Below are 25,303 nucleotides of genomic sequence, written 5' to 3'. Positions count from 1 at the left end.
GGGACTACTCATGCTCGCGCAACTTCCACCGGCCTTACAGAATCTTCAGCTCCCGCTGCGTCTGCGACTCTGGGATGGCCATGAATTCAACCTGGGCCCCGAGCCCAGTGTGACCATTGTGGTGAAGGACCCCACCGTCGTCACACAGCTGACCCACCCCACGCTCGACTCGCTGGGCGAAGCGTTCGTCGAGGGCAAGCTCGAGCTGGAAGGCTCCATCACCGACGTCATCCGGGTGTGTGACGAGCTGAGTCACGCCCTGATCGACGATGACGAAGACACTCGCCCGGTGCGCTCGATCCACGACAAGGCCACCGATGCGGCGGCCATTTCCTACCATTACGACCTCTCCAATGAGTTCTACCAGCTGTGGCTGGATCAGGACATGGCGTACTCCTGCGGCTATTTCGAAACCGGCAGCGAATCCATCGACCAGGCCCAGCAGGACAAATTTCGCCACCTGTGCCGCAAGTTGCGCTTGCAGCCCGGCGAATACCTGCTGGACGTGGGGTGCGGTTGGGGCGGGCTGGCACGGTATGCGGCGCGTGAGTTCGGGGTGAACGTGTTGGGCATCACCCTGAGCAAGGCGCAATTGGCCCTGGCGCGCGAGCGGGTGAAAGCCGAGGGGCTGGAAGACCAGGTCGACCTGCAACTGCTGGATTACCGCGACCTGCCCCAGGACGGGCGTTTTGACAAGGTGGTGAGCGTGGGCATGTTCGAACACGTCGGCCATGCCAACCTCACGCAATACTGCAAGACGCTGTTCGGCGCGGTGCGTGAAGGTGGCCTGGTAATGAACCATGGCATCACCGCCAGGCACACCGACGGTCGCCCGGTGGGGCGTGGCGCCGGTGAGTTTATCGGGCGTTATGTGTTCCCCAACGGTGAGCTGCCGCATTTGGCGATGATGACCGCCGAGATCAGTGACGCGGGGCTGGAAGTGGTCGACGTCGAAAGCCTGCGTCTGCACTACGCGCGCACCCTGGACCACTGGAGCGAACGCCTGGAAGACAACCTGGAAGCGGCGGCGCGGATGGTGCCGGAGCAGGCGCTGCGCATCTGGCGCTTGTATCTGGCCGGATGCGCATACGCGTTTGCACGGGGCTGGATCAATCTGCATCAGATTCTTGCGCTCAAGCCCCATGCGGACGGCAGCCATGAACTGCCGTGGACGCGCGACGATATTTATCGAGGATGAGGCAGGTCGTCCCACGAGATATCGCGTGGGTCGACGATGTCATTCGGGTGTATCTGGAAGGTGCCGTGCTGCTTGGGAATGTTCGGGTCTGAAGGCAGGTAGGCTTGCTGCCCGAACGTCATCGCGGGTTTGTCGAAGGTGAGCGTGTGCAGCGCGACGTTGTCGTACCAGTCGGCATGGGGCAGCGAGATGAAGGTCATCTCCCAGGTGCCGCCGTCCACGTGCCCCTTGGTGACGTAGACGCCGTAATGGTTCTCGCCAGGGGAGAGTATTTTGTACACGCCGTTATCGTAGAGAAGCAGCACCGCGTCCGTGAACGGTTTGGCCTCGTAAAGCACGGCGTAGAGCAAGTCGATTTTGTAAGTGGGCGCACCCAGTTCCACAGGGATCGTGACAGCGTTGTCTTGCATGGTCTGCGTTCCTTAGCGAGGGAGACGGCCTGATTCTAAACCACCTCTGTGGCAAGCCCGCTCGCCACAGGGTGTGGTTGCCTGACATTTCAGGCCCGCTCCCACAGGACGTTGTGTTGGCAGTTAGAGGATGGGTGAAATAAGCCGCGCGATTCGCATACCCAGTTGCTGCAGGCGCCGGGTCTCGCGGCTTTCCGCCAGGCTCATCTCATGGGCCTGGGCGAAATCTTCCAGCAGCATCTGCTCCACCTGTTTGGCGAAGGCCTCGTCAACCGTGAGCAACATCACCTCGAAATTCAACCGGAAAGAACGGTTGTCCATGTTCGCGCTGCCGATGGCGCTGATTTCGCCGTCCACCAGCACCACTTTCTGATGCAGAAAACCGGGCGTGTAGCGAAACACCCGCACGCCGGCGCGTACCGCTTCGATGGCGTACAGGCTGGACGCGGCATACACGATGCGATGGTCGGGGCGCGACGGCAGCAGGATGCGCACATCGACGCCGCGCAGTACCGCCAGGCGCAGCGCAGCGAACACGGCTTCGTCGGGGATAAAATACGGGGTAGTGATCCATACCCGTTCGGTGGCGGCATGGATGGCTTCGACGAAGAACAGCGAGCAGGTTTCATACGGGTCGGCCGGCCCACTGGCGAGCAGTTGGCAGAGCACGCCGTCTTCGGGGTAGGTGTCCGGCAGGATCAGCGGTGGCAACTCCCGCGCGGCCCAGAACCAGTCTTCGGCGAATGACTCCTGCAGGCACGCCACCACCGGGCCGACAACCTGCACGTGAGTATCTCGCCAGGGCGCCAGCGGCGGCTTTTTGCCGAGGTATTCATCACCCACGTTATGCCCGCCCACAAACCCGGTAACGCCATCCACCACCACGATTTTGCGGTGGTTACGGAAATTGACCTGGAAGCGATTGAGCCAGCCACTGCGGGTGGCGAACGCCTTGACCTTCACTCCGGCGTCACGCAGTGACTGCACGTAGCGATGGGGCAGGGCGTGGCTGCCGATGCGGTCATAGAGCACATGGATGTCGACCCCTTCGGCAGCCTTCGCCTTGAGCAGGGCATGCAACTGGCGGCCCAACGCATCGTCGTGAATGATGAAGAACTGGAACAGCACGGCGGATTTTGCGCCGCGAATGGCGTCGAAAATCGCGCTGAAGGTAGCCTCGCCGTTGATCAGCAGGCGCACTTGGTTATTGACCAGGCACGGCATGCGTCCCAGTTTGGGCATGGCACGCAGGGAGGTGTAGGCGGCAGAATTGCGCGCGGCCAGGGCTTCCTCGACCCACGGGCGCCAGTTCAGCTCATTGATGGCGGTGTGCATTTCCTGGTTGGCCTGGCGACGCGCCTGGATGTACGCATCGAACGTGCTGCGGCCAAAGATCAGGTAGGGGATCAGCGTGAGGTACGGCATGAACATCAGCGACAATGCCCAGGCGATCGAGCCTTGGGCGGTGCGCACCGTCAGCACTGCGTGGATCGCGGCGAGTGTCCCTAAAAAATGCAGCGTGGCGATGAAGTAGGCGAGCAGGTGCGGGCCAAAAAATCCATGAACGGCGATACTCCAGACAATCCAGTGCAGTGCGTAACAGACCATGTTCGGCCACGAATGTCGCTATTTTATTTGCCGTGCAACACTGTCACGTCCGCGGCGTCTAACGCCCACAATTACCCAGGAGTTACCCGATGAAGGCTCGTCTGCTGTGTTTGTCCATGGTTGTTGGTTTGGCGCTGCCGGTGGCGGCACAGGCGCAGATGCTGGCGCCGGGCTTGTGGGAATTGACCACCAGCAATATGAAGGTCGATAACCAGGACCTGCCGGACCTGTCGCTGATCCTCGGTCAGCTCAAGCAACAGATGACCCCTGAACAGCGCGCCATGCTCGAAAAGCAGGGCATTACCATGGCCGGTAAAGGCGTGCAGGTGTGTCTCACGCCCGCCCAGGTGGCGACCGACTCCATCCCGCTGACCGACCCGCAATCGGGCTGCAAGCAGCAAATCACCGAGAAGACTGGCAACCAGTGGAAATTCCGCTTCAGTTGCCCCAAAGCCCAAGGCACTGGCGTGGCGACTTTCCAGAGCCAGAAGGCCTTCACCACCACCGTCAACGGCACCTTCAATGCTACCGGCATTCAGCAAAAAGGCAGCCTGGACAGCCACGCCCAATGGCTGGGCAATGACTGCGGCACCGTCAAGCCTCGCGCATAACGGGCTGCGCCTACCTCAGGAAGTGCAGCGGTAATCCCTGGCAGCTCTCGACCACCTGGCCGTTGTGCCACGCCAGGTGACCGGAGACCAGAGTGGTGCTGACGCTGTGGCGAAAGCGGCGGTCGGTGAACGGAGTCCAGCCGCAGCGTGCCAAAATCGGCTCGTCGCTTACCGGCTTGCCCTCTGGCTCGGGTTTGATCAGCACCAGGTCGGCCCAGTAACCCTCGCGCAGGTAGCCGCGATCCGGGATAGCGAACAGGTCGGCTACCCGGTGGCTGGTCTTGGCGACCAGCGTGGTGATGGGCAGCAGGCCGTCGGCCACCAACTCCATCAACGCCGGCAGCGCATGCTGCACCAGCGGCAAGCCCGACGGCGCTTCGCGATAGCTCAACTGTTTTTGCGCCCAGGTATGGGGCGCGTGGTCGGTGCCTATCACATCCAGCCGATCACTCAGCAAAGCCTGGCGCAACGCGTCGCGGTCGGCACGGCTCTTGATCGCCGGGTTGCATTTGATCAGGTGGCCCAGCCGCGCATAGTCGCGGTCATCGAAGAGCAGGTGATGCACGCACACCTCGGCGGTGATGCGTTTATCGGCCAGGGGTTTGTCTTCAAACAGCGCCAGTTCACGGGCGCTGGTGATGTGCAACACATGCAGGCACGTGCCATGCCGCTGGGCCAGCTCCACCGCCAGGGACGATGAGCGATAACAGGCCTCGGCGTCGCGAATCAGCGGATGGGCGACGGCGGGGATGTGGTCACCGAAGCGCTCGCGCAGGCGCTGCTCGTTGATCAGGATGCTGGGGGTGTGTTCGCAGTGGGCCAGCAGAATAGTCGGCACTTCGGCGAACAGACGCTCCAGTATCCGTGGGTCATCCACCAGCATATTGCCGGTGGACGCGCCCATGAACACCTTGACCCCGGCCACTTCGCGCGGGTCCAGAGCCGCCACGGTGTCGAGGTTGTCGTTGCTGACGCCAAAGTGAAAACCATAGTTGGCCACCGAATGCAGGCCGGCACGGCGTTTCTTGTCGGCCAGCGCTTCGAGGGTCAGGGTGGCCGGACGCGTATTGGGCATGTCCATGAAGCTGGTGATGCCACCGGCCACTGCCGCCCGTGATTCGCTGTAGAAGCTGCCTTTTTCCGGCGCGCCAGGTTCACGAAAGTGCACCTGATCGTCAATCATGCCCGGCAGCAGCCATTGGCCCTGGGCATCAATCGCCAGGGGCGCCTTACAATCCTGGATGCTGCTGGCGATTTTCTCGATGCGTCCATTGGCGACCAACACATCGGCGTCGAATGCCTGGCCCTCGTTCACCAGGCGGGCGTTGCGGATCAACAGGCGGGTCATGGTTCAGAACTCGTTTTGCAGGGCTTTATAACCTCGCACCAGGTCGACGTTGGTGCGGGCCACGTCTTCGGAAAACTCCGAGGCGCTGACACTCACCGGCGGGAATTGCGACAGGTCGGTATTCGGCCCGATGCGGGTAGTGGAGGGCACGTAGAATGCGTCGGGCAAGTCGCGACCGTCGACCACCGAGTTGTGGCGCACCACGCAGCCGTCGCCGACGACGCAATTGAACAGCACGCTGTTGAAGCCGATAAACACGCGGTCACCCACCGTGCAGGGGCCGTGCACGATGGAGCGGTGCGCGATGGATGTGAACTCGCCGATGGTCACCGCCGCACCGGATTTGGAATGGATGACCACGCCGTCCTGGATGTTGGAGTTGGCGCCAATGGTGATCGGGTCCATGGCGCCGCTGGCGTCGACTTCGTCGGCGCGGATTACGGCGTAGGGTCCGACGAACACGTTCTCGCCGATGATGACTTTGCCGCAGATGATTGCGGTCTTGTCGACGTAGGCCGATTCGGCAATGACCGGCAGGTCGCCCGAGGGATTTTTACGGATCATGGTTTGCTCAACGCTGCGCAAAGCGTGTTGAGGTTGTATTCGAACAACCCGGTGAAGGTGCTGGCAGGGCCTTCGGCGGCCAAGGCGTCTGAGTACAGCGTGCCGCCGATCTGCGCACCGCTTTCGTCAGCGATCTGCTTGAGCAGGCGCGAGTCCTTGATGTTTTCCATGAACACGGCCTTGACCTTGTCTTTGCGGATCTGCGTGATCAGCGCAGCCACTTCGGCGGCGGACGGTTCACGCTCGGTGGACAATCCCTGGGGCGCGAGAAACTGAATACCGTAGGCCTGGCCCAGGTAACCAAAGGCGTCATGGGAGGTGACGATGCGGCGGTTACCCGCTGGCAGTGCGCCGAACTTGGCCTTGGCTTCAGCCAGCAGGCGGTAGATTTCTTTCAGGTAGGCCTGGCTGTTGCGCTGGTAGTCGGCCTGGTTGGCCGGGTCGGCAGCGATCAGGGCCTTGGTGATGTTGTTCACGTAGATTTCGGCATTGGCCAGGTTGTGCCAGGCGTGCGGGTCGGGAATGGTTTCGCCGTCTTCGTCCATGGTGTGGGAAATCACGCCTTTGCTGGCGGTGACCACCGTGGCCTTGGTTTCGGTGCTGGTGATCAGGCGATCCAGCCACGGCTCGAAGCCCAGGCCGTTCTTGATGATCAGTTTGGCCTTGAGCAGCGCCTTGGCATCATCCGGCGTGGGTTCGTAGGTGTGGGCATCGGCGTCGGGGCCGACCATGTTGCTGATCTGGATGTGATCACCACCGATCTGGTGGGTGATGTCATCGAGAATACTGAAGCTGGTGACCACCTGGAGTTTGTCGGCGGCATGGGCCATCGACAGAGATAGCAGCAGGCTGAACAGCACGAGTAGAGCGCGCATCGGGAAACACCTCATTGGGATGTAAGCAAGGGCGGGCGGCGCAGCAGGCCGTGCACCGGACCAAAGACCACGGACAGTAGATACCCGCCGCCAGCCACCAGCACGATGGCCGGGCCGCTGGGCAGCGAGTAGTAAAACGACAGCAACAAGCCAAGCCATACCGACAGGCATCCCAGCACCGCCGATATTGCGATCAACACCGGCAGGCGCCGGCTCCAGAAGCGTGAGGCGATGGCCGGAAGCATCATCAGGCCCACCACCATCAATGCGCCGATGGCCTGGAAGCCGATCACCAGGTTCAGCACCACCAGGGTCAGGAACAGGCCGTGGGCCAGTGGCCCCAGGCGGCTGACGGTTTGCAGGAACAGCGGATCCAGCGTGTCCAGCAGCAGCGGTTTGTAGATCAGTGCCATGGCGAGCAGGCTGAAGCTGGAGACCCAGAGCATGCCGGTGAGGGTGGTTTCGTCCACCGCCAGGGCGGAGCCGAACAGCAGGTGCAGCAGGTCCAGGCGTTTGCCGGCGATACCGAGGATCAGCACGCCGGCGGCGAGGGAGATGGGGTAGATGGCGGCCAGGCTGGCGTCTTCGCGCAGGCCGGTGCGGCGGGTGATCCACGCCGACAGCCCGGCCATGCTCAGGCCGGCGCCGAGACCGCCGATGGTCAGCGCGGGCAGGCTCAGCCCGGCGAACCAGAAGCCCAGCGCTGCGCCGGGCAGGATGCCGTGGGCGACGGCATCACCGATCAGGCTCATGCGCCGCAGGATCAGGAACACCCCCAGCGGCGCAGTGCTGCAAGCCAGTACCAGGCCGCCGATGAGGGCGCGACGCATGAACACAAAATCGAGAAACGGCATCCACAGGTGAGCAGCAAAATGCATCAGGCCACCTGCATTTGAGGTTGCGCGCGAATCAGCTCTTTGCTCGAGCCGAACACGCAGCCGTTGCTTTTGATCTGCAGCACCTGCTGGGTGTGATGACGCACCGAGGCCAGGTCGTGGCAAACGACCACCACCGTGCGACCTTCGGCATGCCAGGCATGAATGTGATTCCAGCACAGCGCCTGGCCTTCTTCGTCGAGGGCGGCGTGGGGCTCGTCGAGCAGCAGCACAGGCGAGTCGGCCAGGCTCATGCGGGCAAGCAGGGCACGTTGCAATTGGCCGCCGGACAACGCCATCAACGGGCGCAGCTCCAGGCCGCTGAGGCACCAGTCTTCGAGCACCGCTTTCAGGCGTTCGCTGCGCTGCGCAGCAGAAAGCCGCGCGCCCCAGAAACCGGCGGCGACCAGTTCCTGCAGGTTGATCGGGAACTGGCGGTCGAGCTGTTGCTGCTGGGGCAGGAACGCCAGGCCGCCACGACGTGGCACTTCCACGACGACTTTCCCGGCCAGCGGTTTCTGCAAGCCGGCGATGACTTTGAGCAGGCTGCTCTTGCCACAGCCATTGGGGCCTATGACACCGGTGAGGCTGCCTTTTTCCAGGGTGAAATCGATGGCGGGTGTGAGCGGTTGGCCGGGGGCGCCCCAGCGCAGGGCAGTGCAGGTGATCATGCAGGGTTTCTCGTCCAGCGGCTTTCGGCCACGGCATCGTGCGCGTGCAGGCTTTCGGCGTGGATCACTTTGAGGTGGAAGGCTTTGACGGCGTCCGAGCGTTTCAAGGCGAGGTTCAGGCGGCGGGCGGCGTCTTCGCAGAACATCAGGTTCTGCCCGTTGGCCAGGGCGAAGGCTTGTTCGTCCGCGCGTTTTACGGCGGTTTGTACGGCGGTGCCAAGGGCGGCTTCGGCGCCGTTGATCAGGTCGACCAATGGCAGGTGCTCGCCTTGCAATTCGACATGCAGTTGCGCACTGCTGCGTTGGCTGTGGGGCGTGGCAACGATGCCATTAGCGCTGCCGAGCCAGGTCATTACGGCTTCGTGCTGCAGCGGCTTGTCACCGAAGTCATCGAGAAACTGCCGTTGAATCAACTGCCTGGCGAGGGCAGCGGAGCAAGGGCAGGTTGAGGAGTAACTCACGTCAATTTTTAGTTCCACGTGGAACATCTGATTTTCCAGACGCGCTTCGATGCTCACCGGATAGCTTTTCCAGCCTGCCAGAGGGCTGACCAGGGCCGGGCGTTTGAGCAGCAAATCGGTGTGGATGCGCAGGTAGGCGTTCTTAGATAAATCTTCATGACTGTCGAGAAAGCGCTGCAGTACATTGCGCAGAAGTGCAGGCGTGAGGGTTTGCTGGTCAAGCAGCTCCAGCGCCAGGTACAGGCGTGACATGTGAATGCCACGGGCGGCGCCGTCATCCAGGCTCACGCCGGCGTCGGCGGTGGCAGGCAGACGTTGGCCGTCGAGCAGGATGGGCAGGGCGATGCCGCACATGCCCACCCAGTCCAGTGGCATGGCCTGGCGTGAAGCCTGCGCGGCGATATCCGGCAGAGTCAGCGCATTCATGAGCAGGTCCGTCGTTGGAAATATTTAGACATGTTATAGTATAACGACAAAGTCGACGATTAATTTTCTGCTCCAGGTTTTGCTCAGTCATGTCGAGCAGGGACGCTCCTTTATTTGCGGTATAGGTCATGCACAGACGTCAGCTCCTCAACCTGCTCCTGGTCAGCCCGTTATTTACCTTGCCGTTCGCGGCCCACGCTACGCAGATTCGCAATGCCCGCTTGTGGCGTTCGGAAGACAAGCTGCGGCTGGTATTCGATCTCAGCGGGCCGGTGCAATACAAGACCTTTTCCCTGACCGCACCGGAGCGCGTGATCATCGACTTGAGCGGCGCCGGTCTGACGGGGGATTTTTCTCAGCTGATGCTGAAGAACAGCGGGATTACCTCGATTCGCTCGGGGCACTTTGGCACCAACGACACGCGGATCGTGTTGGACCTGGCCTCACCGATGCAGCTCAACAGCTTTCTGTTGCCACCCCAGGACGGCCAGGGCCATCGCCTGGTGCTGGACCTCAGCGGCATCACCCATGCACCGCGGCAGATCGCCGCCGAACCCGCGCCGTTGGTGGCGCCTGTGGATAAAGCCCATCCCCGTCGCGACATCATTGTGGTGGTCGACCCCGGCCATGGCGGCAAGGACCCGGGCGCCGTGGGCTCCAAGGGCCAGCGCGAAAAAGACGTGGTGCTGTCGATTGCCCAACTGCTGGCCAAACGCTTGAAGCGCGAGAAGGGCTTCGACGTGAAGCTGGTGCGCAACGACGACTTCTTCGTGCCCTTGCGCAAGCGTGTGGAGATTGCGCACAAGCACAATGCCGACATGTTCATCTCGGTTCATGCGGATGCAGCGCCGCGTATCACCGCGTCGGGCGCCTCGGTGTATGCGTTGTCCGAAGGCGGTGCCACGTCCGCCACTGCGCGGTTCATGGCGCAGCGGGAAAACGGTGCCGACCTGCTGGGTGCCACCAGCCTGCTGAACCTCAAGGACAAGGACCCGATGCTGGCCGGGGTGATTCTCGACATGTCGATGAACGCCACCATCGCGTCCAGCCTGCAATTGGGCCACTCGATCCTGGGCAGCCTGGAGGGTATTACCAGCCTGCATCAGAAGCGCGTGGAACAGGCCGGGTTTGCGGTGCTCAAGTCACCGGACGTGCCATCAATCCTGGTGGAAACCGGGTTCATCTCCAATGTACGGGACAGTGCGCGGCTGGTCACGGCGCGTCATCAACAGGCGGTGGCAGATGGGTTGTTCGAGGGCCTGAAAAAATATTTCCAGAAGAACCCGCCCATGAACAGCTACATGGCGTGGGCCCAGGAGCAGAAGAACGGCCTGGTCTAGCAGCCGGTTATCCGGCTGCAGGTGAATTTTGCGCTGGCCCCACCCGAACTGGAAAACCGGTTGATCGTCGTCCAGCCCACGCGCCGCGTGTAGCCTACCCACGCCTCGCCATCGGAGGCCAGCCCGGTAAAGAACGTCAGTTGCCCGTAACGGCTGTTGGTCTGTGCCCAGTAACGTTTGCCGATCACCTCGAACCCGCGCAGATACGTGGTGCTGCCCACCGTGGCCACGCTGTAGGCATTGCCCAGCGGATCCATGCAGGCCAGCAGGGTGGCGCTGCGCGTGCAGCTGGCCAGCAGGTTCGGAACCTCGGCACAGGCCGGTCCTGCCGTTGCCAATAACAGGGCGCACACCAGGTATTTCATAAGGTTTCTCGGGAGTGGACAGTGCGCAAGCATTGCGCCCTTCGTCGCCGCAGACAAGGGGATTGGCTTATTTGTGTTGTTATACTATAACATTAAAAACCAGCCCCACCCGTGAACCGCTGCCCATGACTGAACAAGAACTCCTGGCCCAATCGCCTGACGATTACATGAATGAAGCCCAGCAAGGCTTCTTCCGTGCGTTGTTGATGGCCCAACGCAAGGCGTTGCAAGTGCGCATCGAAGCCGAATTTCTGGTGCTGCGCGAGCAGGAAATCAACAGCGACCCCGCCGATGTGGGCAGTGCCGAAGAACAGCGCCAATGGCAACTGCGCCTGCTGGAGCGGGAAAAGAAGCTGCTGGACAAGATCGACGACGCCCTCGAGTTGCTGGCGCGCGGCGAATACGGCTGGTGCCGGGAAACCGGTGAACCCATCGGCCTGCAACGCTTGCTGCTGCGTCCCACCGCCACCCTGTGTATCGAAGCCAAAGAACGTGAAGAGCTGCGCGAACGCCATAAACGGGCTGTTTGACCGGCCAACCCTGATGAGGAAAACCTGATGCCCAATCGTCTCCCCGTGACCGTGTTGTCCGGCTTTCTCGGCGCCGGTAAAAGCACGCTGCTCAACCATGTCCTGCGCAACCGCGAAAACCTGCGGGTGGCAGTGATCGTCAACGACATGAGCGAAATCAACATCGACGGCAGCGAAGTGCAGCGCGACGTCACCCTCAACCGTTCCGAAGAAAAGCTGGTGGAGATGAGCAACGGCTGCATCTGCTGCACCTTGCGTGAAGACCTGCTCGAAGAAGTCACCAAGCTGGCCAAAGAGGGCCGGTTCGATTACCTGCTGATCGAATCCACCGGCATTTCCGAACCGCTGCCGGTGGCCGAAACCTTCACCTTTCGCGATGAAAACGACCAGAGCCTGGCGGATATCGCGCGGCTGGACACCATGGTCACCGTGGTCGACGGCATGAACTTCCTGCTCGATTACCAGGCGGCTGAAAGCCTGGCCTCACGCGGCGAAACCCTGGGCGAAGACGACGAGCGCTCCATCACCGACCTGTTGATCGAACAGATCGAGTTCGCCGACGTCATCCTGATCAGCAAGATCGACCTGATCAGCAGCCACGAACGCGAAGAGCTGATGGCCATCCTCGAACGCCTGAACGCCCAGGCCGAAATCCTCCCGATGGTCATGGGCGATGTGCCGCTGAACAAGATCCTCAACACCGGCCGCTTCGACTTCGAACGCGCAGCCCAGGCTCCAGGCTGGCTGCAGGAATTGCGCGGCGAGCATGTGCCGGAAACCGAAGAGTACGGCATCGCATCCACCGCTTACCGCGCGCGTCGCCCGTTTCATCCGCAACGCTTTTTCGACTTTATCGACCGTCCCTGGGTCAACGGCAAGCTGCTGCGCTCCAAGGGCTTTTTCTGGTTGGCCAGCAAGCATCAGGATGCGGGCAGTTGGTCTCAGGCCGGTGGCTTGATGCGTCACGGTTTTGCCGGACGCTGGTGGCGCTTCGTGCCGAAAAACCAATGGCCCGGGGACGAGGAAAGCGTCGCAGCGATCATGGGCAACTGGCAGCTGAGCACCGGCGACTGCCGTCAGGAACTGGTGTTTATCGGGCAGAACATCGATTTCGCACAGATGCGTGCCGAACTGGATGCCTGTTTGCTCACCGATGAAGAAATGGCTCTGGGCGTCGAAGGATGGCGCTTGTTGGCCGATCCGTTTGGCCCCTGGTATGAAGAGGCCGCCTGATGCTTGCACCGACCCTCCAACTGCGTCCCGTGGTGCGCCAGACGCGCGGAGAAACCCCGCTGGCGCTGTCCGATATCCTCGAAGACGGCGTGAACCTGGCCCTGTGGCAGCGCCAGCTGCCGCTGCATATTGCTGAATTCGGCCAGTTGCTGGTAGCGCTCGATGAGCCGCTGGCCGACTCCATGGTCATCGAACTCAATGATGAAGACGCGATGCCGAACTTGCAGGGCCTGGCGTCCAGTTGCAGCGATCTGGAAGGCTATGAGGGCTTTATTGCCGATGTGTCATGGCTGGTCAGCGCGTTTGCCTGCCTGCTCGGGGCCAAACGTATCGGCGTGCGCCTGCGGCTGCTGGACAAAGCCATGTGCCCGCGCTTTCACGTGGACCATGTGCCGGTGCGGCTGATCACCACCTACGCCGGTATCGGCAGCCAGTGGTTGCGCGAGGGCGTGATGGACCGGCGCGCACTCGGCCAGCCGGAAGCCGAACCCAGCGAGCGCATCGAACAGGTCCAGTGCGGCGAAGTGGCCCTGCTCAAAGGCACCAAATGGCATGGCAACGAAGAGCACGGCCTGATTCATCGCTCGCCCGCTCTCAAGGCCGGCCAACGCCGGTTGATCCTGACGCTGGATTGGCTGGCATAACCGCGTAGGATCAAGCGCTCTACACGGCCTGAACGATGCCCAAGATGCTGCAGAACATTCCCACCCACGTGATCGCCGGGCCCCTGGGCGCCGGCAAGACCAGCCTGATCAAGCACCTGCTTGCCCAGCGCCCGGCCAATGAGCGCTGGGCGGTGCTGATCAACGAGTTCGGGCAGATCGGCTTGGACGCCGCCTTGCTCACTCAGGATGACGACGGTATCGCCTTGGGCGAGGTGGCGGGCGGCTGTCTGTGTTGCGTCAATGGTGCGCCGTTTCAGGTAGGCCTTGGCCGCCTGTTGCGCAAGGCCAGGCCGGACCGTTTGTTTATCGAGCCCTCGGGCCTTGGCCACCCGGCGCAGCTGCTCAAACAGCTGCGCGAGACGCCGTGGCAGAACGTGCTGGCGGTTCAGCCCTGTGTGCTGGTGCTGGACGCTCAGGCGCTGGCGTCGGGCAAACCCCTGCCGCCCGCGCAGCGGGAGGCGTTGGCCAGCGCGGGTCTGTTGGTGTTGAACAAGGATGAGGGGCTGGAAACCGAACAGCGCCAGGCCATCGAACGGCAATTACCCGATTGTGAAGTGTATTGGACGCGCCAGGCGCAGGTGCCGATTGAGTATCTGCCCGGTTTGAACACCCAGGCCGAAGCGGCTGTGGATAACGTCGAATTGCCCAAGGGGTTGGCGCAACTGCCGGCGATCTGGAGCGATCCCGCGCTGCCCATCTGCTTGAGCCAGGGCCAGGAGGGCGGCTGGAGCATCGGTTGGCGCTGGCATCCGAGCCAGCGCTTTGACGTTGAGCGCCTGCAGCACTGGCTGTCAGGTTTGGATTGGCGCCGCGCCAAGCTGGTTATCCACAGCACCCAAGGCTGGCTCTCGGCCAACGCTGTGGATAACAGCGTGCTCGCCTGGCAGCCCAGCGAGTGGCGGCGGGACTCGCGTATCGAATTGATCTTCAGCGAACCACAGGCAGTCACCGCGTTGCAGACTGCACTTGCCGCCTGTCGTTACTGACGATTCTTGGCCGGGTGATCCTGGCGCCATTGGCTCAGCTCGATCACCTCGGCACTGGGCATTGGCTCTTTGGCCTCGAACGGGTAGGGCGCCAGCTCGATCTGCGCGCTGTGGGCGCCGAACTGCGTGATGACGCCGGCGTGGCGGGTTTCGCCGGTCACGGTAAATTCAAAGTTGTAGATCCGTGCCAGGCGCCGTCGACCGTTGGCGTCCTTCACAAAACCGATGCGCTTGAGCGCCACCGCACCATCGAGCAGTTCGATGTCGAGCCGGGCGCAATGTTGCTTGACCCGCGCCAGCGCGCGTTCGCGCAAGCCGTGGTTGTGCCAGACCCAGGCGGCGCCGGTCGCCAGCAGCATCAACACGAAGATGTTTCCCAGGGTCAGCATGTGATGAACTCCAACAAAGTGAGAGCAGCTTAACTGTGTCGCCGGTCTGTCGTACAGGCTGCGTTTAGTCGCATACTGCGCGGCCGGAATTTCAACGGCTTTATGGACATTTCCTGCATGAAACGTACACCCCATCTGCTTGCGATCCAGTCTCACGTGGTCTTTGGCCACGCCGGAAACAGCGCCGCCGTATTCCCCATGCAGCGGGTCGGGGTGAATGTCTGGCCGCTCAACACGGTGCAGTTCTCCAACCACACCCAGTATGGTCAGTGGGCCGGCGAGGTGCTGGCGCCGCAGCAGATTCCGGCGCTGGTGGAAGGCATTGCGGCGATTGGCGAACTGGGCAACTGCGACGCCATTCTCTCTGGCTACCTGGGCAGCGCCGCTCAGGGCCGCGCGATCCTCACCGGCGTGGCGCGCATCAAGGCGATCAACCCCAAAGCCCTTTACCTGTGCGACCCGGTGATGGGCCACGCGGAGAAAGGCTGCGTCGTGCCTCAGGAGGTCAGTGATTTCTTGCTGGATGAAGCCGCCGCCATGGCCGATTTCCTCTGCCCCAACCAGCTTGAGCTGGACAGCTTTGCCGGGCGCAAGCCGCAGTCATTGTTCGATTGCCTGGCGATGGCCAAGGCCTTGCTGGCGCGGGGGCCAAAGGCGGTGTTGGTCAAGCACCTCGATTACCCGGGCAAGTTGCCGGACGGCTTCGAGATGCTGCTGGTGACCGCCGACGGCAGCTGGCACTTGCGTCGGCCGCTGCTGGCATTCCCGCGCCAACCGGTGGGCGTGGGCGATCTGACCTCGGGGCTGTTCCTGGCGCGGGTGTTGCTGGGCGACAGCCTGCTGGCGGCGTTCGAATTCACTGCGGCGGCAGTGCATGAAGTGCTGCTGGAAACCCAGGCCTGCGCCAGTTACGAGTTGGAGCTGGTGCGGGCCCAGGATCGAATCGCCCACCCGCGCGTGCGGTTTGAGGCCACGCCGATCGGTCTATAAGCACGCAGAAAAAAATGTGGGAGGGGGCAAGCCCCCTTCCACATTTTGATTCGGTGAGCCTGTCAGCCTTTAATTTCCTGATATCGCTTTTCCAGCTCCTGACGAATCTGCCGGCGCTGCTGGGCCTGCACGAAGCGGCGCTTGTCTTCGCTGTTCTGCGGTTGCAGGGGCGGCACGGCGGCGGGTTTGCGCTGGTCGTCCACTGCAACCATGGTGAAGAAGCAGCTATTGGTGTGGCGCACCGAGCGTTCGCGGATGTTCTCGGTCACCACCTTGATGCCCACTTCCATCGAGGTATTGCCGGTGTAGTTGACCGACGCGAGGAAGGTCACCAGTTCGCCGACATGGATCGGTTCGCGAAAAATCACCTGGTCGACCGACAAGGTGACTACATAACGGCCGGCATAACGGCTGGCACAAGCGTAGGCCACTTCGTCGAGGTACTTGAGCAACGTGCCGCCGTGGACATTGCCTGAGAAGTTTGCCATGTCTGGGGTCATCAATACCGTCATCGACAGTTGGGCGTTTCCGGGTTCCATAGCACACTCACGGTTGTAGGCATTGGTTGGGGAGGCACCTCTGCGGGTGCTGGAATCATTTGCAGCGCTATCGGTAACGGGACGCCGACGGGCGGCTTGTCGTCACGCCCCGCAGCGATTGTTTCCATATATTGCACCGGCTTTTCGCTGGAAGTCGCGGTGTTAACCTTCAAACGCCCATCTCAGGGCATTTCTTACGATCAAGGTAGACTTTTCCTTCCGCTCTTGGCGACTGTTCAGCGGCGCGAGCGGAAGTGGGAAAAGCGCCAGTACCCTCAAGGAGCCCCTCGTCATGCACGCCATCAGCTTTATTCAGGATCTGGCCGTGATCATGCTGGTGGCTGGGGTGGTCACCATCCTGTTTCACCGCCTCAAGCAGCCGGTGGTACTCGGTTACATCGTTGCCGGCTTCATCATCGGCCCCCACACCCCGCCATTCGGCCTGATCCATGACGAGGACACCATCAAGACCCTCGCCGAGCTGGGGGTAATCTTCCTGATGTTCTGCCTGGGCCTGGAGTTCAGCCTGCGCAAGTTGTTCAAGGTGGGCGCCACGGCGTTTATCGCGGCGTTCCTCGAAATCATCCTGATGATCTGGATCGGCTACGAGATCGGCCAGTGGTTCGACTGGAACACCATGGACTCGCTGTTCCTCGGTGCGATCCTGGCCATCTCCTCGACCACCATCATCGTCAAGGCGCTCAATGACCTGAAGATGAAGAATGAGCGCTTTGCCCAGCTGATTTTCGGCGTGCTGATCGTCGAGGACATCCTGGGTATCGGCATCATCGCCTTGCTGTCGAGCATCGCCGTCAGTGGCACGGTCAGCTCCGGCGAGGTGTTTTCCACGGTCGGCAAGCTCTCGCTGTTCATGATCGTGGCGTTGGTGATCGGCATTCTGCTGGTGCCGCGCCTGCTGGCCTATGTGGCCAGGTTTGAAAGTAACGAAATGCTGCTGATCACCGTCCTGGGCCTGTGTTTCGGCTTCTGCCTGCTGGTGGTCAAGCTGGAGTACAGCATGGTGCTGGGGGCGTTCCTGATTGGCGCGATCATGGCCGAGTCCCGCCAGTTGATTAAGATCGAGCGCCTGATCGAACCGGTTCGCGACATGTTCAGTGCCATCTTCTTCGTGGCGATCGGCTTGATGATCGACCCGCAGATCCTGCTGCAATACGCCTGGCCGATCGCGGTGATCACTGTGGCGGTGGTGCTGGGCAAGATGCTGTCCTGCGGCCTCGGGGCGTTTATCGCCGGCAATGACGGCCGCACCTCACTCCGCGTGGGTATGGGGCTGTCACAGATTGGTGAGTTTTCCTTCATCATCGCGGCGCTGGGGATGACGTTGCAGGTAACCAGCGATTTTCTTTACCCGGTGGCGGTGGCCGTCTCGGTGATTACCACCTTGCTCACGCCCTACCTGATTCGCGGTGCCGACCCGCTGTCACTGAAGATTGCCGCCGTAATGCCCACGCGCATGAGCCGGGTGTTTGGCCTGTATGGCGAGTGGTTGCGCAGTATCCAGCCGCAAGGCGAGGGCGCGATGCTGGCGTCGATGATCCGCAAGATCATCCTGCAGGTGGGTGTGAACCTGGCGCTGGTGATCGCGATCTTCTTCACCGGCAGTTTTTTTGCGGCGCGCATCGGGGGTTATCTGGAAGGCTGGATCAGCGATCCAAGCTGGCAGAAGGCTTTGATCTGGGGCGGGGCGTTGCTGTTGTCGCTGCCGTTTCTGATCGCGGCGTACCGCAAGCTCAAGGCGCTGTCGATGTTGCTGGCCGAGATGAGCGTGAAGCCGGAGATGGCCGGGCGGCATACCCAGCGTGTGCGGCGGGTGATCGCGGAGCTGATTCCGATTCTGTCGCTGCTGGTGATTTTCGTGCTGCTGGCAGCCTTGTCGGCCAGCATTTTGCCGACCAACAAGTTGCTGGTGTTGATCGCCGTGGTGACGGCGGCGGTAGCGGCGGTGCTCTGGCGCTGGTTCATCCGCGTGCATACGCGGATGCAGGTGGCGTTACTGGAGACGCTGGATAACCATAAGGATACGTCGGAGCACTGAGGATGCGCTGAGTATCCAATGTGGGAGGGGGCTTGCTCCCGATGTCAGTGTGTCAGTCACTGAGGGTTTTGACTGATCCACCGCTATCGGGAGCAAGCCCCCTCCCACATTTGAATCGGCTTGGCTGCGCCCATGCAGTCGCGATCAGCTTTCCAGCCATACGTCCCGCGCCCAGTGCCATACCGATTCCCAGGTTTCTTCCTGGACCAGTTCTTCTTCAGCCGACCACAGCACCACGGTGCCGTCTTCCTCGACGCAGTAGTAGTCGTCGCCGTCCTGACAGATCGGGATCAGGCTGCGGTCCACACCCGCATCCCAGGCGTTGGCCGCCACGTCGGGCAGGTAGGTGTGCGATTGGGGGTCGGTGACGGTCACCGGCTCCAGGCTGCCGTACACCACGTCGCTGACGGTGAGCAGGAATTCGCGGAAGACGAACGGGATGTCGATGAACAGCTGTTCTTCGATTTCCACCAGTTGGTCTTCGTCAGGCAGTTCCAGAGGAACCGGTACGGGCTCGTTGGCTTCACGCAATTGTTCGATGATTTCTTCCACGGCCGGGATCCTCTTGCTAGATGGCGCGGTTAATAGGGGCGTTTTATACAGTAGCTCGCTATAAGTGCAACCGTGAAATAGAAAACCCCGGACAAGTCCGGGGTTTTTTATTACCGCATGCTCAAGCGTGCGGGTATCAGCTGTTCTGGCGGATACCGGCGACCAGCCATGGCTGGTTCTCGCCCTGCGGACGTTCCATGTTCCAGCTTTCGCTGAACGCTTCGCCCTGGTCGAAGCGCGAGGTCTTCGACACACCGCTGAAGGTCAGGGTGGCGATGGTCTTGTCGGCGCGATCATCCACACCGTCCAGCTGGACGCGCAGGTCGTCGATGTAGGTCGACTGGAACGCATCGCCAATTTCGGCACGTTCGCGCTTGAGGAACTCCAGCAGTTGCGGGGTCACGAACTCGGCGATCTTGTCCATTTCGTTGGCGTCCCAGTGCTGCTGCAGGGACTGGAAGTGGCTGCGGGCCGCTTCGACGAAACGCTCCTCGTTGAACCAGGCCGGTGCATTGATCACCGGACGAGCGGGAGCCTGCGCTGCCGAACCACCGAAGATCGAACCCATTGCCGCAGGCTTCTGCTCGAACACTTCACGCTGCATCGGCGCGCCGGCCGGGGCCATATGCTCCTGCTGCTTGCGGCGACGGGCGGCGATGAAGCGGAAGATCACAAAGGCGATGACCGCCAGGATCAGGATGTCGAAGATCTGCATGCCCTGGAAGCCGCCGCCCATGAACATGGAGGCCAGCAGGCCACCGGCTGCGATGCCGGCCAGAGGGCCGAGCCAGCGCGAAGCACCGCCGGCTTTGGCAGCAGCGCCAGCAGCACCGGCTGCACCTGCGGTAGCTGCAGCACCGCCGGCACCAGCGGAAGGAGCCATTTGGCTGGTTTGGTGAGTCGGTGCCGAGCCCATGCTTTTGCCGCCACCGAAGCGTTTGGCGTTGGCGTCGATGCTCATCGTCAAACCGATGCACAACGCCATGGCGATGCTAAGAAAACGTTTCATAAAGGGAATTCCCATTTGTGGATTGCACGCGCGCCATGTTGCACAGGTGTTGTGGCACTGGCTAGCGGCAGAGTGTTTCGGGCTTTTGCGTAGGACCTATCCCGAAGGGTCTGTAGGACTAATTACAGATATTGGCCCGCGCTCGTTAAAAACAAGGGCGGGCCAACAGCCTTCATGTAGGCAAATGTGTCAGACCGCCTCGAGCTTGGCGTAACCCATCATCAGCCACTTGCTGCCTTCGGCGAAGTTCACCTGCACCCGAGCCTGGGCGCCGGCGCCTTCGAAGTTGAGGATCACCCCTTCGCCGAAAATCGAATGCCGCACCTGCTGGCCCAGGCTGAACTGGGTTTCGGGAATCTCGGACCCTGCAAACAGGGTGCTGCTGTTCTGTTGCTGACCACCGCCGAACGGGCGGCTGACGCTGTTGGACAGACGCACTTCCTGAATCAGCCCCTTCGGCACTTCACGTACGAAGCGCGACACCTTGTTGTAGGTCTCGCTGCCATACAGGCGTCGGGTCTCGGCGTAGGTCATCACCAGGTTCTGCATCGCCCGAGTGATGCCCACGTAGGCCAGGCGGCGTTCTTCCTCAAGACGGCCCGGCTCTTCCAGGCTCATCTTGTGCGGGAACAGGCCTTCTTCCATGCCCACCAGGAACACATACGGAAACTCCAGGCCCTTGGCGCTGTGCAAGGTCATCAGCTGGACGCTGTCTTCATGCTCGTCGGCCTGGGTGTCGCCGGCCTCCAGCGACGCATGGCCGAGGAACGCGGCGAGCGGTGTAAGGTCTTCTTCGGTCTCGGCATTTTCGAACGCCCGCGCGGCGCTGACCAGTTCCTCAAGGTTTTCTACCCGGGCCTGGCCTTTCTCGCCTTTTTCCGCTTCGTGATAGGCGATCAGCCCGGACTGTTCGATCACGGTCTGGGTCATCAAGTGCAGGGGCATTTCCATGCACTTGGCGGCGAGGGTCTCGATCAGCTCGACAAACCCGCCCAATGCCCCGGCCGCACGGCCGGTCAAGCCTTTATTGGTGATCAGCAAGCGCATGGCTTCCCACATCGATACATCGGCGTGGCGCGCATGGTCGCGGATCGCTTCAACGGTTTTTTCACCGATGCCACGCGTCGGGATATTGATCACCCGCTCCAGCGCCGCATCGTTGCCACGGCCTTCCAGCAGACGCAGGTAGGCCATGGCGTTCTTGATTTCGGCGCGCTCGAAGAAGCGCTGGCCGCCATAGATGCGGTACGGGATGCGTTCGCGCAGCAAGGCTTCTTCCAGCACCCGCGACTGGGCGTTGGAGCGATAGAGAATGGCGATGTCGCTGCGCGCCAGGCCGGTTTTCAGCGCGCTTTCGATAGTTTCCACCACGTAGCGTGCTTCATCGTGCTCATTGAACGCGGCGTACAGGTTGATCGCTTCGCCTTCGCCGCCGTCGGTCCACAGCTCTTTGCCCAGGCGCCCGGTGTTGTTGGCGATCAAGGCGTTGGCGGCTTTGAGGATACCGGCGGTGGAGCGGTAGTTCTGCTCCAGGCGGATGGTGGCCGCGTCCGGGAAGTCATCGGAATATTGGTAGATGTTCTCGATTTTCGCGCCGCGCCAGCCATAGATCGACTGATCGTCGTCGCCCACTACCATCAGGCTGTCACCGCCCTTGGCCAGCAGGCGCAACCAGGCGTACTGCACGGCGTTGGTGTCCTGGAACTCGTCCACCAGAATGTGGCGGAAGCGCTTTTGGTAATGCGCCAGCAGGCCCGGGTTGTCGCGCCACAGGTCGAGGGCGCGCAACAGTAATTCGGAGAAGTCGATCACGCCCGCACGCAGGCAGGCGGCCTCGTAGGCTTCATAAACACTGCGCATGGTGGCCAGGAACAGATCGCCGCTGGCCTGAATATGCTGCGGGCGCAGGCCTTCGTCTTTCTGGCCGTTGATAAACCACTGCGCCTGGCGCGCGGGCCAGCGCTGTTCGTCCAGGCCCAGCTCGCGCATTACCCGCTTGACCAGGCGTTGCTGGTCGTCGCTGTCGAGGATCTGGAAGGTCTGGCTCAGGCCCGCTTCCTGCCAGTGCGCGCGCAACAGGCGGTGCGCCAGGCCGTGGAAGGTGCCCACCCACATGCCGGCCGGGCTGATGCCCATCAACTGCTCGATGCGGTGGCGCATCTCGGCAGCCGCCTTGTTGGTGAAGGTCACCGAGAGGATGGAATGCGGCGACGCGTTCTCGACCTGGATCAACCAGGCGATACGGTGCACCAGCACTCGGGTTTTACCGGAGCCAGCACCGGCCAGGACCAACTGACGGCCAACGGGGGCGGCTACGGCCTGGCGTTGGGCATCGTTGAGGGAGTTCAGCAGAAGGGAGAGATCATCGCGCATCGACGCATTCTAGGGTGCCGGGGGAGTCGGGCAAATCCCAATGCCGCTCGGTCGACGGAAAACCTGCGGCGCGCTGCGGTCCGCTAAACATTCTTTCGCACGGGATGACCGGTAAGTCATGGCCACAGCCCGCGCTGCGTCTCGCTGAAGTCCTCAGGGCACAAGCTTTGCGCGTCTTTGGCCGGTGACTTTTATCACACAGGGCGGTTTGGCCTGGGCACTTGCTTGTGTATGCTCCGCGAACGTTCGGGCTCACCATTATAAGAACATCGCCTATGACCCTCAGCACTGACCTGTCTGGCCTCACGGCCGCGCCCGCGCAGGTTATCCGCAAACACTACGCCACCGAGATGGCGGTCGAGCGCACACGCCTGCTTTATCAGGGCTCGCTGCTGCCGACCTTATTGATGTTGGTGAACGGTCTGGTCTGTGCCTGGCTGCTGTGGAACCCCCGGCAATACCTGCTCGACAGCTTCTGGATGGTCTGGTTGCTCGCCCTGGTGGCGATGCGCGTGATCCAGGTGGCGGCATTTGATTCGGCGATGCCCAGTCGGCAGGCGCAACCGGTGTGGCGGCGCATGTTCATGCTCGGCTCGGCGGTCAGCGGCCTGACCCTGGCCATCGCCGCCATCGCCCTGGTGCCCAAAGACAGCTTCATGCAGCAGGCCTGGGTGTTCGGCCTGCTCGGGGCGGCCACCTTGTCGGCCAGCGTGGCCTACGCCGTGAGTCTGTCGGCATTCCTGTCGTTTGCCTTGCCGTGCCTGGTACCGGCCATTGCCTATCTGTTCTGGGACGGCGCACCGCAGCAGCGTGGCTGGGCGGTGCTCGGACTGATTCTGCTGGCATCGCTCAGCCTGGTCGCCTGGCAGGTCAACCGCCTGATCCAGCGCGGGCTGGTGCGACGCTTCCAGAACCAGGCCTTGATCGAACACCTGCAACAGGCCCAGCAGCGCAGCGAGCAGCTCAATCAGGACCTGGTGCGCGAAGTCGAGCAGCGACGCAAGGTCGAACAGGACCTGCGCGAGGCGCAAATCGGCCTGCAGGACCGTGTGGCGCAACGCAGCCAGGAACTGGATGCCGCCAGCCTTGCCCTGAATAAGAGCGAAGAGCGCCTGGCCATGGCCCTGCAAGCCAGCGAACTGGGCCTGTGGGACTGGAACCTGCAAACCGACGAAGTCCACCACTCCCACCTCAAGGAATTGTTCGGCCTGGAATCCGAGTACATCACGGCCATGCTCAGTCATCTCAAGCCGCGCCTGCACCCCGAGGATGTGCCGCTGCTCAAGCGTGCGCTGGTGGATCACCTCAAGGGCCGCAGCGAGGACTATCAGGTGCAATACCGCGTGCGCCACGGCGATGGCCACTGGGTGTGGATCGAAGACCGTGGCCGCGCGGTGGAGCATTCACCCAGCGGGCGCGTGATCCGCATGCTCGGCACGCGCCGAGATATCAGCGCCGACAAGGTCCTGGAGGAGCAGCAGCGGCTGGCCTCGACGGTGTTCGAGGCGGCCAGCGAAGGCATCGTGATTCTTGACCCGAACTACGCGCTGATCGCCGTCAACCAGGCCTTCAGCCGGGTCACCGGCTTCGATATCGACGACATGCTCGGCCGCAACGTCGTGGAATTGCCCTGTAGCCGCGACGCTCGACGCCACTTCCCGCTGATCCATCAGGCGCTGCTCAGCCATGGCACCTGGCAAGGTGAACTGGTGGAAACGCGCAAGAACGGCGAGTTATACCCGCAATGGCTGCAACTGAACGTGGTGCGCGATATTCGCGGCAACGTCAGCCATATTGTGGGCTTCTTCGCCGATCTGTCCGCCAGGCGTGAGTCGGAAGAGCGCATGCGTTACCTCACTCATTACGACGAATTGACCGGGCTGGCCAACCGCTCGCTGTTTCGCGAGCGCCTGCGCGAGGCGCACCAGCGCGTGCGTCAGGGCGGCCGCAGCCTGGCGTTGCTGCATATCAACCTGGACCGCTTCAAGTTGCTCAACGACAGCCTGGGCCATGAAGTGGCCGACCAGTTGTTGCAAAAGATGGCGCGACGCTTGATCAACGCCTTGCCCGAGGCCGATACCATCGCGCGCCTGTCCGGTGACGAATTCGCCGTGCTGTTTGACGCCTACGGCAACCTGTCCAGCCTGGCCCGGGTGGCCACACGATTGTTGGCCAAGCTGCGCGTGCCGGTGACGGTTGAGGGGCATGAATTGGTGGTCAGCGCCTCAATGGGGGTCAGCCTGTTGCCGGATAACGCGCGGGAAATTTCCGAGCTGGTTAGCCAATCGAACATGGCCATGCAACACGCCAAGCACCTGGGCGGCAATAACTTCCAGTTCTACACCGACAGCCTGCAAGCCAGCACCCTGGAGCGTCTGCAACTGGAAAACCACCTGCGCAAGGCCATCGAAGAGCGCCAGCTCACGGTGTTCTACCAACCCAAGCTGTGCCTGGCCAGCGGCACGCTCAATGCGGCCGAAGCGCTGGTGCGCTGGGAGCATCCGCAGTGGGGCATGGTGCCGCCGGGGGATTTTATCGGCCTGGCCGAGGAGACCGGCCTGATTGTGCCGCTGGGCGAGTTCGTGCTGCGCCAGGCCTGCTGGCAAGCCTGTGAGTGGCAGCGCCAGGGGCTTGCGCCGATCCGGGTGTCGGTGAACCTGTCGGTGCATCAGTTGCGCCAGGGCAAGCTGGTCAGCCTGGTGCGCCAGGTACTCGAAGAAACCGGCCTGGACCCGCAATACCTGGAGCTGGAGCTGACGGAAAGCCAGTTGCTCGACAGCGTCGAGCATATCATCGCCACCTTCCAGCAACTGCGCGACCTGGGGGTGAAGCTGGCGATCGACGATTTTGGCACCGGCTATTCGTCCCTGAGCTACCTCAAGCGCATCCCCGTGGACTACGTGAAGATCGACCAGACCTTTATTCGTGGGCTGGGGCAGGGGCGCGAAGACGCGGCAATCACCCGCGCAATCATCGCCATGGCCCACGGCCTGGCGCTCAAGGTGGTGGCCGAAGGCGTGGAAGATCAGCAGCAGCTGGATTTCCTGCGCGCGCAACAGTGCGACGAGGTGCAGGGCTACCTGATCAGCCGGCCGATTCCGGCTGAACAGTTCGCGCAATTGTTGCGCGAGAATGCGGATTTTCCTTAACGACGCCGGGGGCGCCCCTGTTGCTACATGGTGTGTGGCCTCAGATTCACAGGGGAAGAAGGCTATTTAGTGAAGGATCA

The 25,303-nt window shown here is 61.9% G+C and carries 24 protein-coding genes; 10 read left to right on the top strand and 14 right to left on the bottom strand.

Annotated elements, in window-relative coordinates; translation table 11 throughout:
* The first annotated feature begins 10 nt into the window (after positions 1 to 10).
* Entirely contained in the window at positions 11 to 1,198 is a 1,188-nt protein-coding gene (gene cfaB / locus VRB54_RS24260) for a C17 cyclopropane fatty acid synthase CfaB (protein ID WP_231422253.1), read from the top strand.
* Here cfaB and VRB54_RS24255 read toward each other — a convergent pair.
* Positions 1,186 to 1,608, bottom strand: a complete 423-nt coding sequence (locus tag VRB54_RS24255; RefSeq protein ID WP_231422254.1) for a hypothetical protein — start codon at positions 1,606 to 1,608, stop codon at positions 1,186 to 1,188. The genes cfaB and VRB54_RS24255 overlap by 13 nt on opposite strands.
* Positions 1,609 to 1,731: 123 nt before the next feature.
* Positions 1,732 to 3,216, bottom strand: coding sequence for a cardiolipin synthase (gene cls, locus VRB54_RS24250; RefSeq protein ID WP_338479034.1), 1,485 nt, complete (start codon positions 3,214 to 3,216; stop codon positions 1,732 to 1,734).
* Between the two features lie 89 nt (positions 3,217 to 3,305).
* Here cls and VRB54_RS24245 point away from each other — a divergent pair, with 89 nt between their 5' ends.
* Positions 3,306 to 3,827: a DUF3617 domain-containing protein gene (locus VRB54_RS24245; protein ID WP_015373352.1), complete on the top strand. Its 522-nt coding sequence runs from the start codon at positions 3,306 to 3,308 to the stop codon at positions 3,825 to 3,827.
* A 10-nt stretch (positions 3,828 to 3,837) separates the two neighbouring features.
* Here VRB54_RS24245 and VRB54_RS24240 read toward each other — a convergent pair whose 3' ends face one another.
* From VRB54_RS24240 to folE2, 6 genes are read right to left on the bottom strand one after another with little or no spacing between them, the layout of a single operon-like run.
* Positions 3,838 to 5,175, bottom strand: coding sequence for a dihydroorotase (locus VRB54_RS24240; protein WP_338479033.1), 1,338 nt, complete (start codon positions 5,173 to 5,175; stop codon positions 3,838 to 3,840).
* Positions 5,176 to 5,178: 3 nt separating this feature from the next.
* Positions 5,179 to 5,739, bottom strand: coding sequence for a DapH/DapD/GlmU-related protein (locus VRB54_RS24235; RefSeq protein WP_003231797.1), 561 nt, complete (start codon positions 5,737 to 5,739; stop codon positions 5,179 to 5,181).
* Positions 5,736 to 6,614, bottom strand: coding sequence for a metal ABC transporter substrate-binding protein (locus VRB54_RS24230; protein ID WP_338479032.1), 879 nt, complete (start codon positions 6,612 to 6,614; stop codon positions 5,736 to 5,738). Before VRB54_RS24230 ends, VRB54_RS24235 begins: the two co-directional genes overlap by 4 nt.
* Before the next feature lie 11 nt (positions 6,615 to 6,625).
* Positions 6,626 to 7,492, bottom strand: coding sequence for a metal ABC transporter permease (locus VRB54_RS24225; RefSeq protein WP_003231793.1), 867 nt, complete (start codon positions 7,490 to 7,492; stop codon positions 6,626 to 6,628).
* Positions 7,492 to 8,160: a metal ABC transporter ATP-binding protein gene (locus VRB54_RS24220; protein WP_338479031.1), complete on the bottom strand. Its 669-nt coding sequence runs from the start codon at positions 8,158 to 8,160 to the stop codon at positions 7,492 to 7,494. The genes VRB54_RS24225 and VRB54_RS24220 overlap by 1 nt, the downstream gene beginning before the upstream one ends.
* Positions 8,157 to 9,047 carry a GTP cyclohydrolase FolE2 gene (gene folE2, locus VRB54_RS24215; protein WP_338479030.1) on the bottom strand — a complete coding sequence of 297 codons (891 nt, stop codon included), beginning with the start codon at positions 9,045 to 9,047 and terminating at the stop codon, positions 8,157 to 8,159. The genes VRB54_RS24220 and folE2 overlap by 4 nt, the downstream gene beginning before the upstream one ends.
* Positions 9,048 to 9,175: 128 nt before the next feature.
* Between folE2 and VRB54_RS24210 the strand changes: the two genes are divergently transcribed.
* Positions 9,176 to 10,387: an N-acetylmuramoyl-L-alanine amidase gene (locus VRB54_RS24210; protein WP_338479029.1), complete on the top strand. Its 1,212-nt coding sequence runs from the start codon at positions 9,176 to 9,178 to the stop codon at positions 10,385 to 10,387.
* Here the strand turns inward: VRB54_RS24210 and VRB54_RS24205 are convergent.
* A complete protein-coding gene (locus VRB54_RS24205; RefSeq protein WP_338479028.1) occupies positions 10,384 to 10,752 on the bottom strand; it encodes a glutamine synthetase in 369 nt (122 codons plus the stop codon). The genes VRB54_RS24210 and VRB54_RS24205 overlap by 4 nt on opposite strands.
* Positions 10,753 to 10,877: 125 nt before the next feature.
* On the opposite strand from VRB54_RS24205, the gene dksA reads away from it, so the two are divergent.
* The 4 genes from dksA to VRB54_RS24185 are packed head-to-tail and all read left to right on the top strand — an operon-like array spanning position 10,878 to position 14,166.
* The gene (dksA, locus tag VRB54_RS24200) at positions 10,878 to 11,282 is read left to right on the top strand and encodes an RNA polymerase-binding protein DksA (RefSeq protein WP_338479027.1); all 405 of its coding nucleotides are present in this window, start codon (positions 10,878 to 10,880) and stop codon (positions 11,280 to 11,282) included.
* Positions 11,283 to 11,309: 27 nt separating this feature from the next.
* Entirely contained in the window at positions 11,310 to 12,515 is a 1,206-nt protein-coding gene (gene zigA / locus VRB54_RS24195) for a zinc metallochaperone GTPase ZigA (protein ID WP_338479026.1), read from the top strand.
* The gene (locus VRB54_RS24190; protein ID WP_338479025.1) at positions 12,515 to 13,159 is read left to right on the top strand and encodes a DUF1826 domain-containing protein; all 645 of its coding nucleotides are present in this window, start codon (positions 12,515 to 12,517) and stop codon (positions 13,157 to 13,159) included. The genes zigA and VRB54_RS24190 overlap by 1 nt, the downstream gene beginning before the upstream one ends.
* A 44-nt stretch (positions 13,160 to 13,203) precedes the next feature.
* A complete protein-coding gene (locus VRB54_RS24185) occupies positions 13,204 to 14,166 on the top strand; it encodes a CobW-like GTP-binding protein (RefSeq protein ID WP_338481154.1) in 963 nt (320 codons plus the stop codon).
* Here VRB54_RS24185 and VRB54_RS24180 read toward each other — a convergent pair.
* The gene (locus VRB54_RS24180; protein WP_338479024.1) at positions 14,160 to 14,555 is read right to left on the bottom strand and encodes a DUF3301 domain-containing protein; all 396 of its coding nucleotides are present in this window, start codon (positions 14,553 to 14,555) and stop codon (positions 14,160 to 14,162) included. The genes VRB54_RS24185 and VRB54_RS24180 overlap by 7 nt on opposite strands.
* A 117-nt stretch (positions 14,556 to 14,672) precedes the next feature.
* Between VRB54_RS24180 and pdxY the strand changes: the two genes are divergently transcribed.
* Positions 14,673 to 15,545, top strand: a complete 873-nt coding sequence (gene pdxY / locus VRB54_RS24175) for a pyridoxal kinase PdxY (RefSeq protein WP_209986591.1) — start codon at positions 14,673 to 14,675, stop codon at positions 15,543 to 15,545.
* Positions 15,546 to 15,607: 62 nt separating this feature from the next.
* Here pdxY and VRB54_RS24170 read toward each other — a convergent pair whose 3' ends face one another.
* Positions 15,608 to 16,084 (bottom strand): acyl-CoA thioesterase, encoded by a 477-nt coding sequence (locus VRB54_RS24170; protein WP_028618540.1) that lies wholly within the window; start codon positions 16,082 to 16,084, stop codon positions 15,608 to 15,610.
* Positions 16,085 to 16,376: 292 nt separating this feature from the next.
* Between VRB54_RS24170 and VRB54_RS24165 the strand changes: the two genes are divergently transcribed.
* Complete coding sequence (locus tag VRB54_RS24165) at positions 16,377 to 18,140, top strand: cation:proton antiporter (RefSeq protein WP_338479023.1); 1,764 nt, start codon at positions 16,377 to 16,379, stop codon at positions 18,138 to 18,140.
* Positions 18,141 to 18,284: 144 nt separating this feature from the next.
* On the opposite strand, the gene VRB54_RS24160 is transcribed toward VRB54_RS24165, so the two are convergent.
* The 3 genes from VRB54_RS24160 to uvrD all read right to left on the bottom strand — a co-directional run bounded on the left by VRB54_RS24160 (position 18,285) and on the right by uvrD (position 22,074).
* Positions 18,285 to 18,692 (bottom strand): SMI1/KNR4 family protein, encoded by a 408-nt coding sequence (locus VRB54_RS24160; protein WP_003195742.1) that lies wholly within the window; start codon positions 18,690 to 18,692, stop codon positions 18,285 to 18,287.
* A gap of 136 nt (positions 18,693 to 18,828) precedes the next feature.
* Positions 18,829 to 19,701: a Tim44 domain-containing protein gene (locus VRB54_RS24155; protein WP_209986582.1), complete on the bottom strand. Its 873-nt coding sequence runs from the start codon at positions 19,699 to 19,701 to the stop codon at positions 18,829 to 18,831.
* Positions 19,702 to 19,890: 189 nt separating this feature from the next.
* Positions 19,891 to 22,074 (bottom strand): DNA helicase II, encoded by a 2,184-nt coding sequence (uvrD, locus tag VRB54_RS24150; RefSeq protein ID WP_338479022.1) that lies wholly within the window; start codon positions 22,072 to 22,074, stop codon positions 19,891 to 19,893.
* Positions 22,075 to 22,349: 275 nt separating this feature from the next.
* Here uvrD and VRB54_RS24145 point away from each other — a divergent pair, with 275 nt between their 5' ends.
* Complete coding sequence (locus VRB54_RS24145; protein WP_338479021.1) at positions 22,350 to 25,223, top strand: putative bifunctional diguanylate cyclase/phosphodiesterase; 2,874 nt, start codon at positions 22,350 to 22,352, stop codon at positions 25,221 to 25,223.
* The last annotated feature ends 80 nt before the right edge of the window (positions 25,224 to 25,303 follow it).

The sequence above is a fragment of the Pseudomonas trivialis genome (assembly GCF_036864995.1).
GTDB classification, from domain to species: domain Bacteria; phylum Pseudomonadota; class Gammaproteobacteria; order Pseudomonadales; family Pseudomonadaceae; genus Aquipseudomonas; species Aquipseudomonas trivialis.
This window is presented reverse-complemented; position numbering and strand designations above follow the sequence as displayed.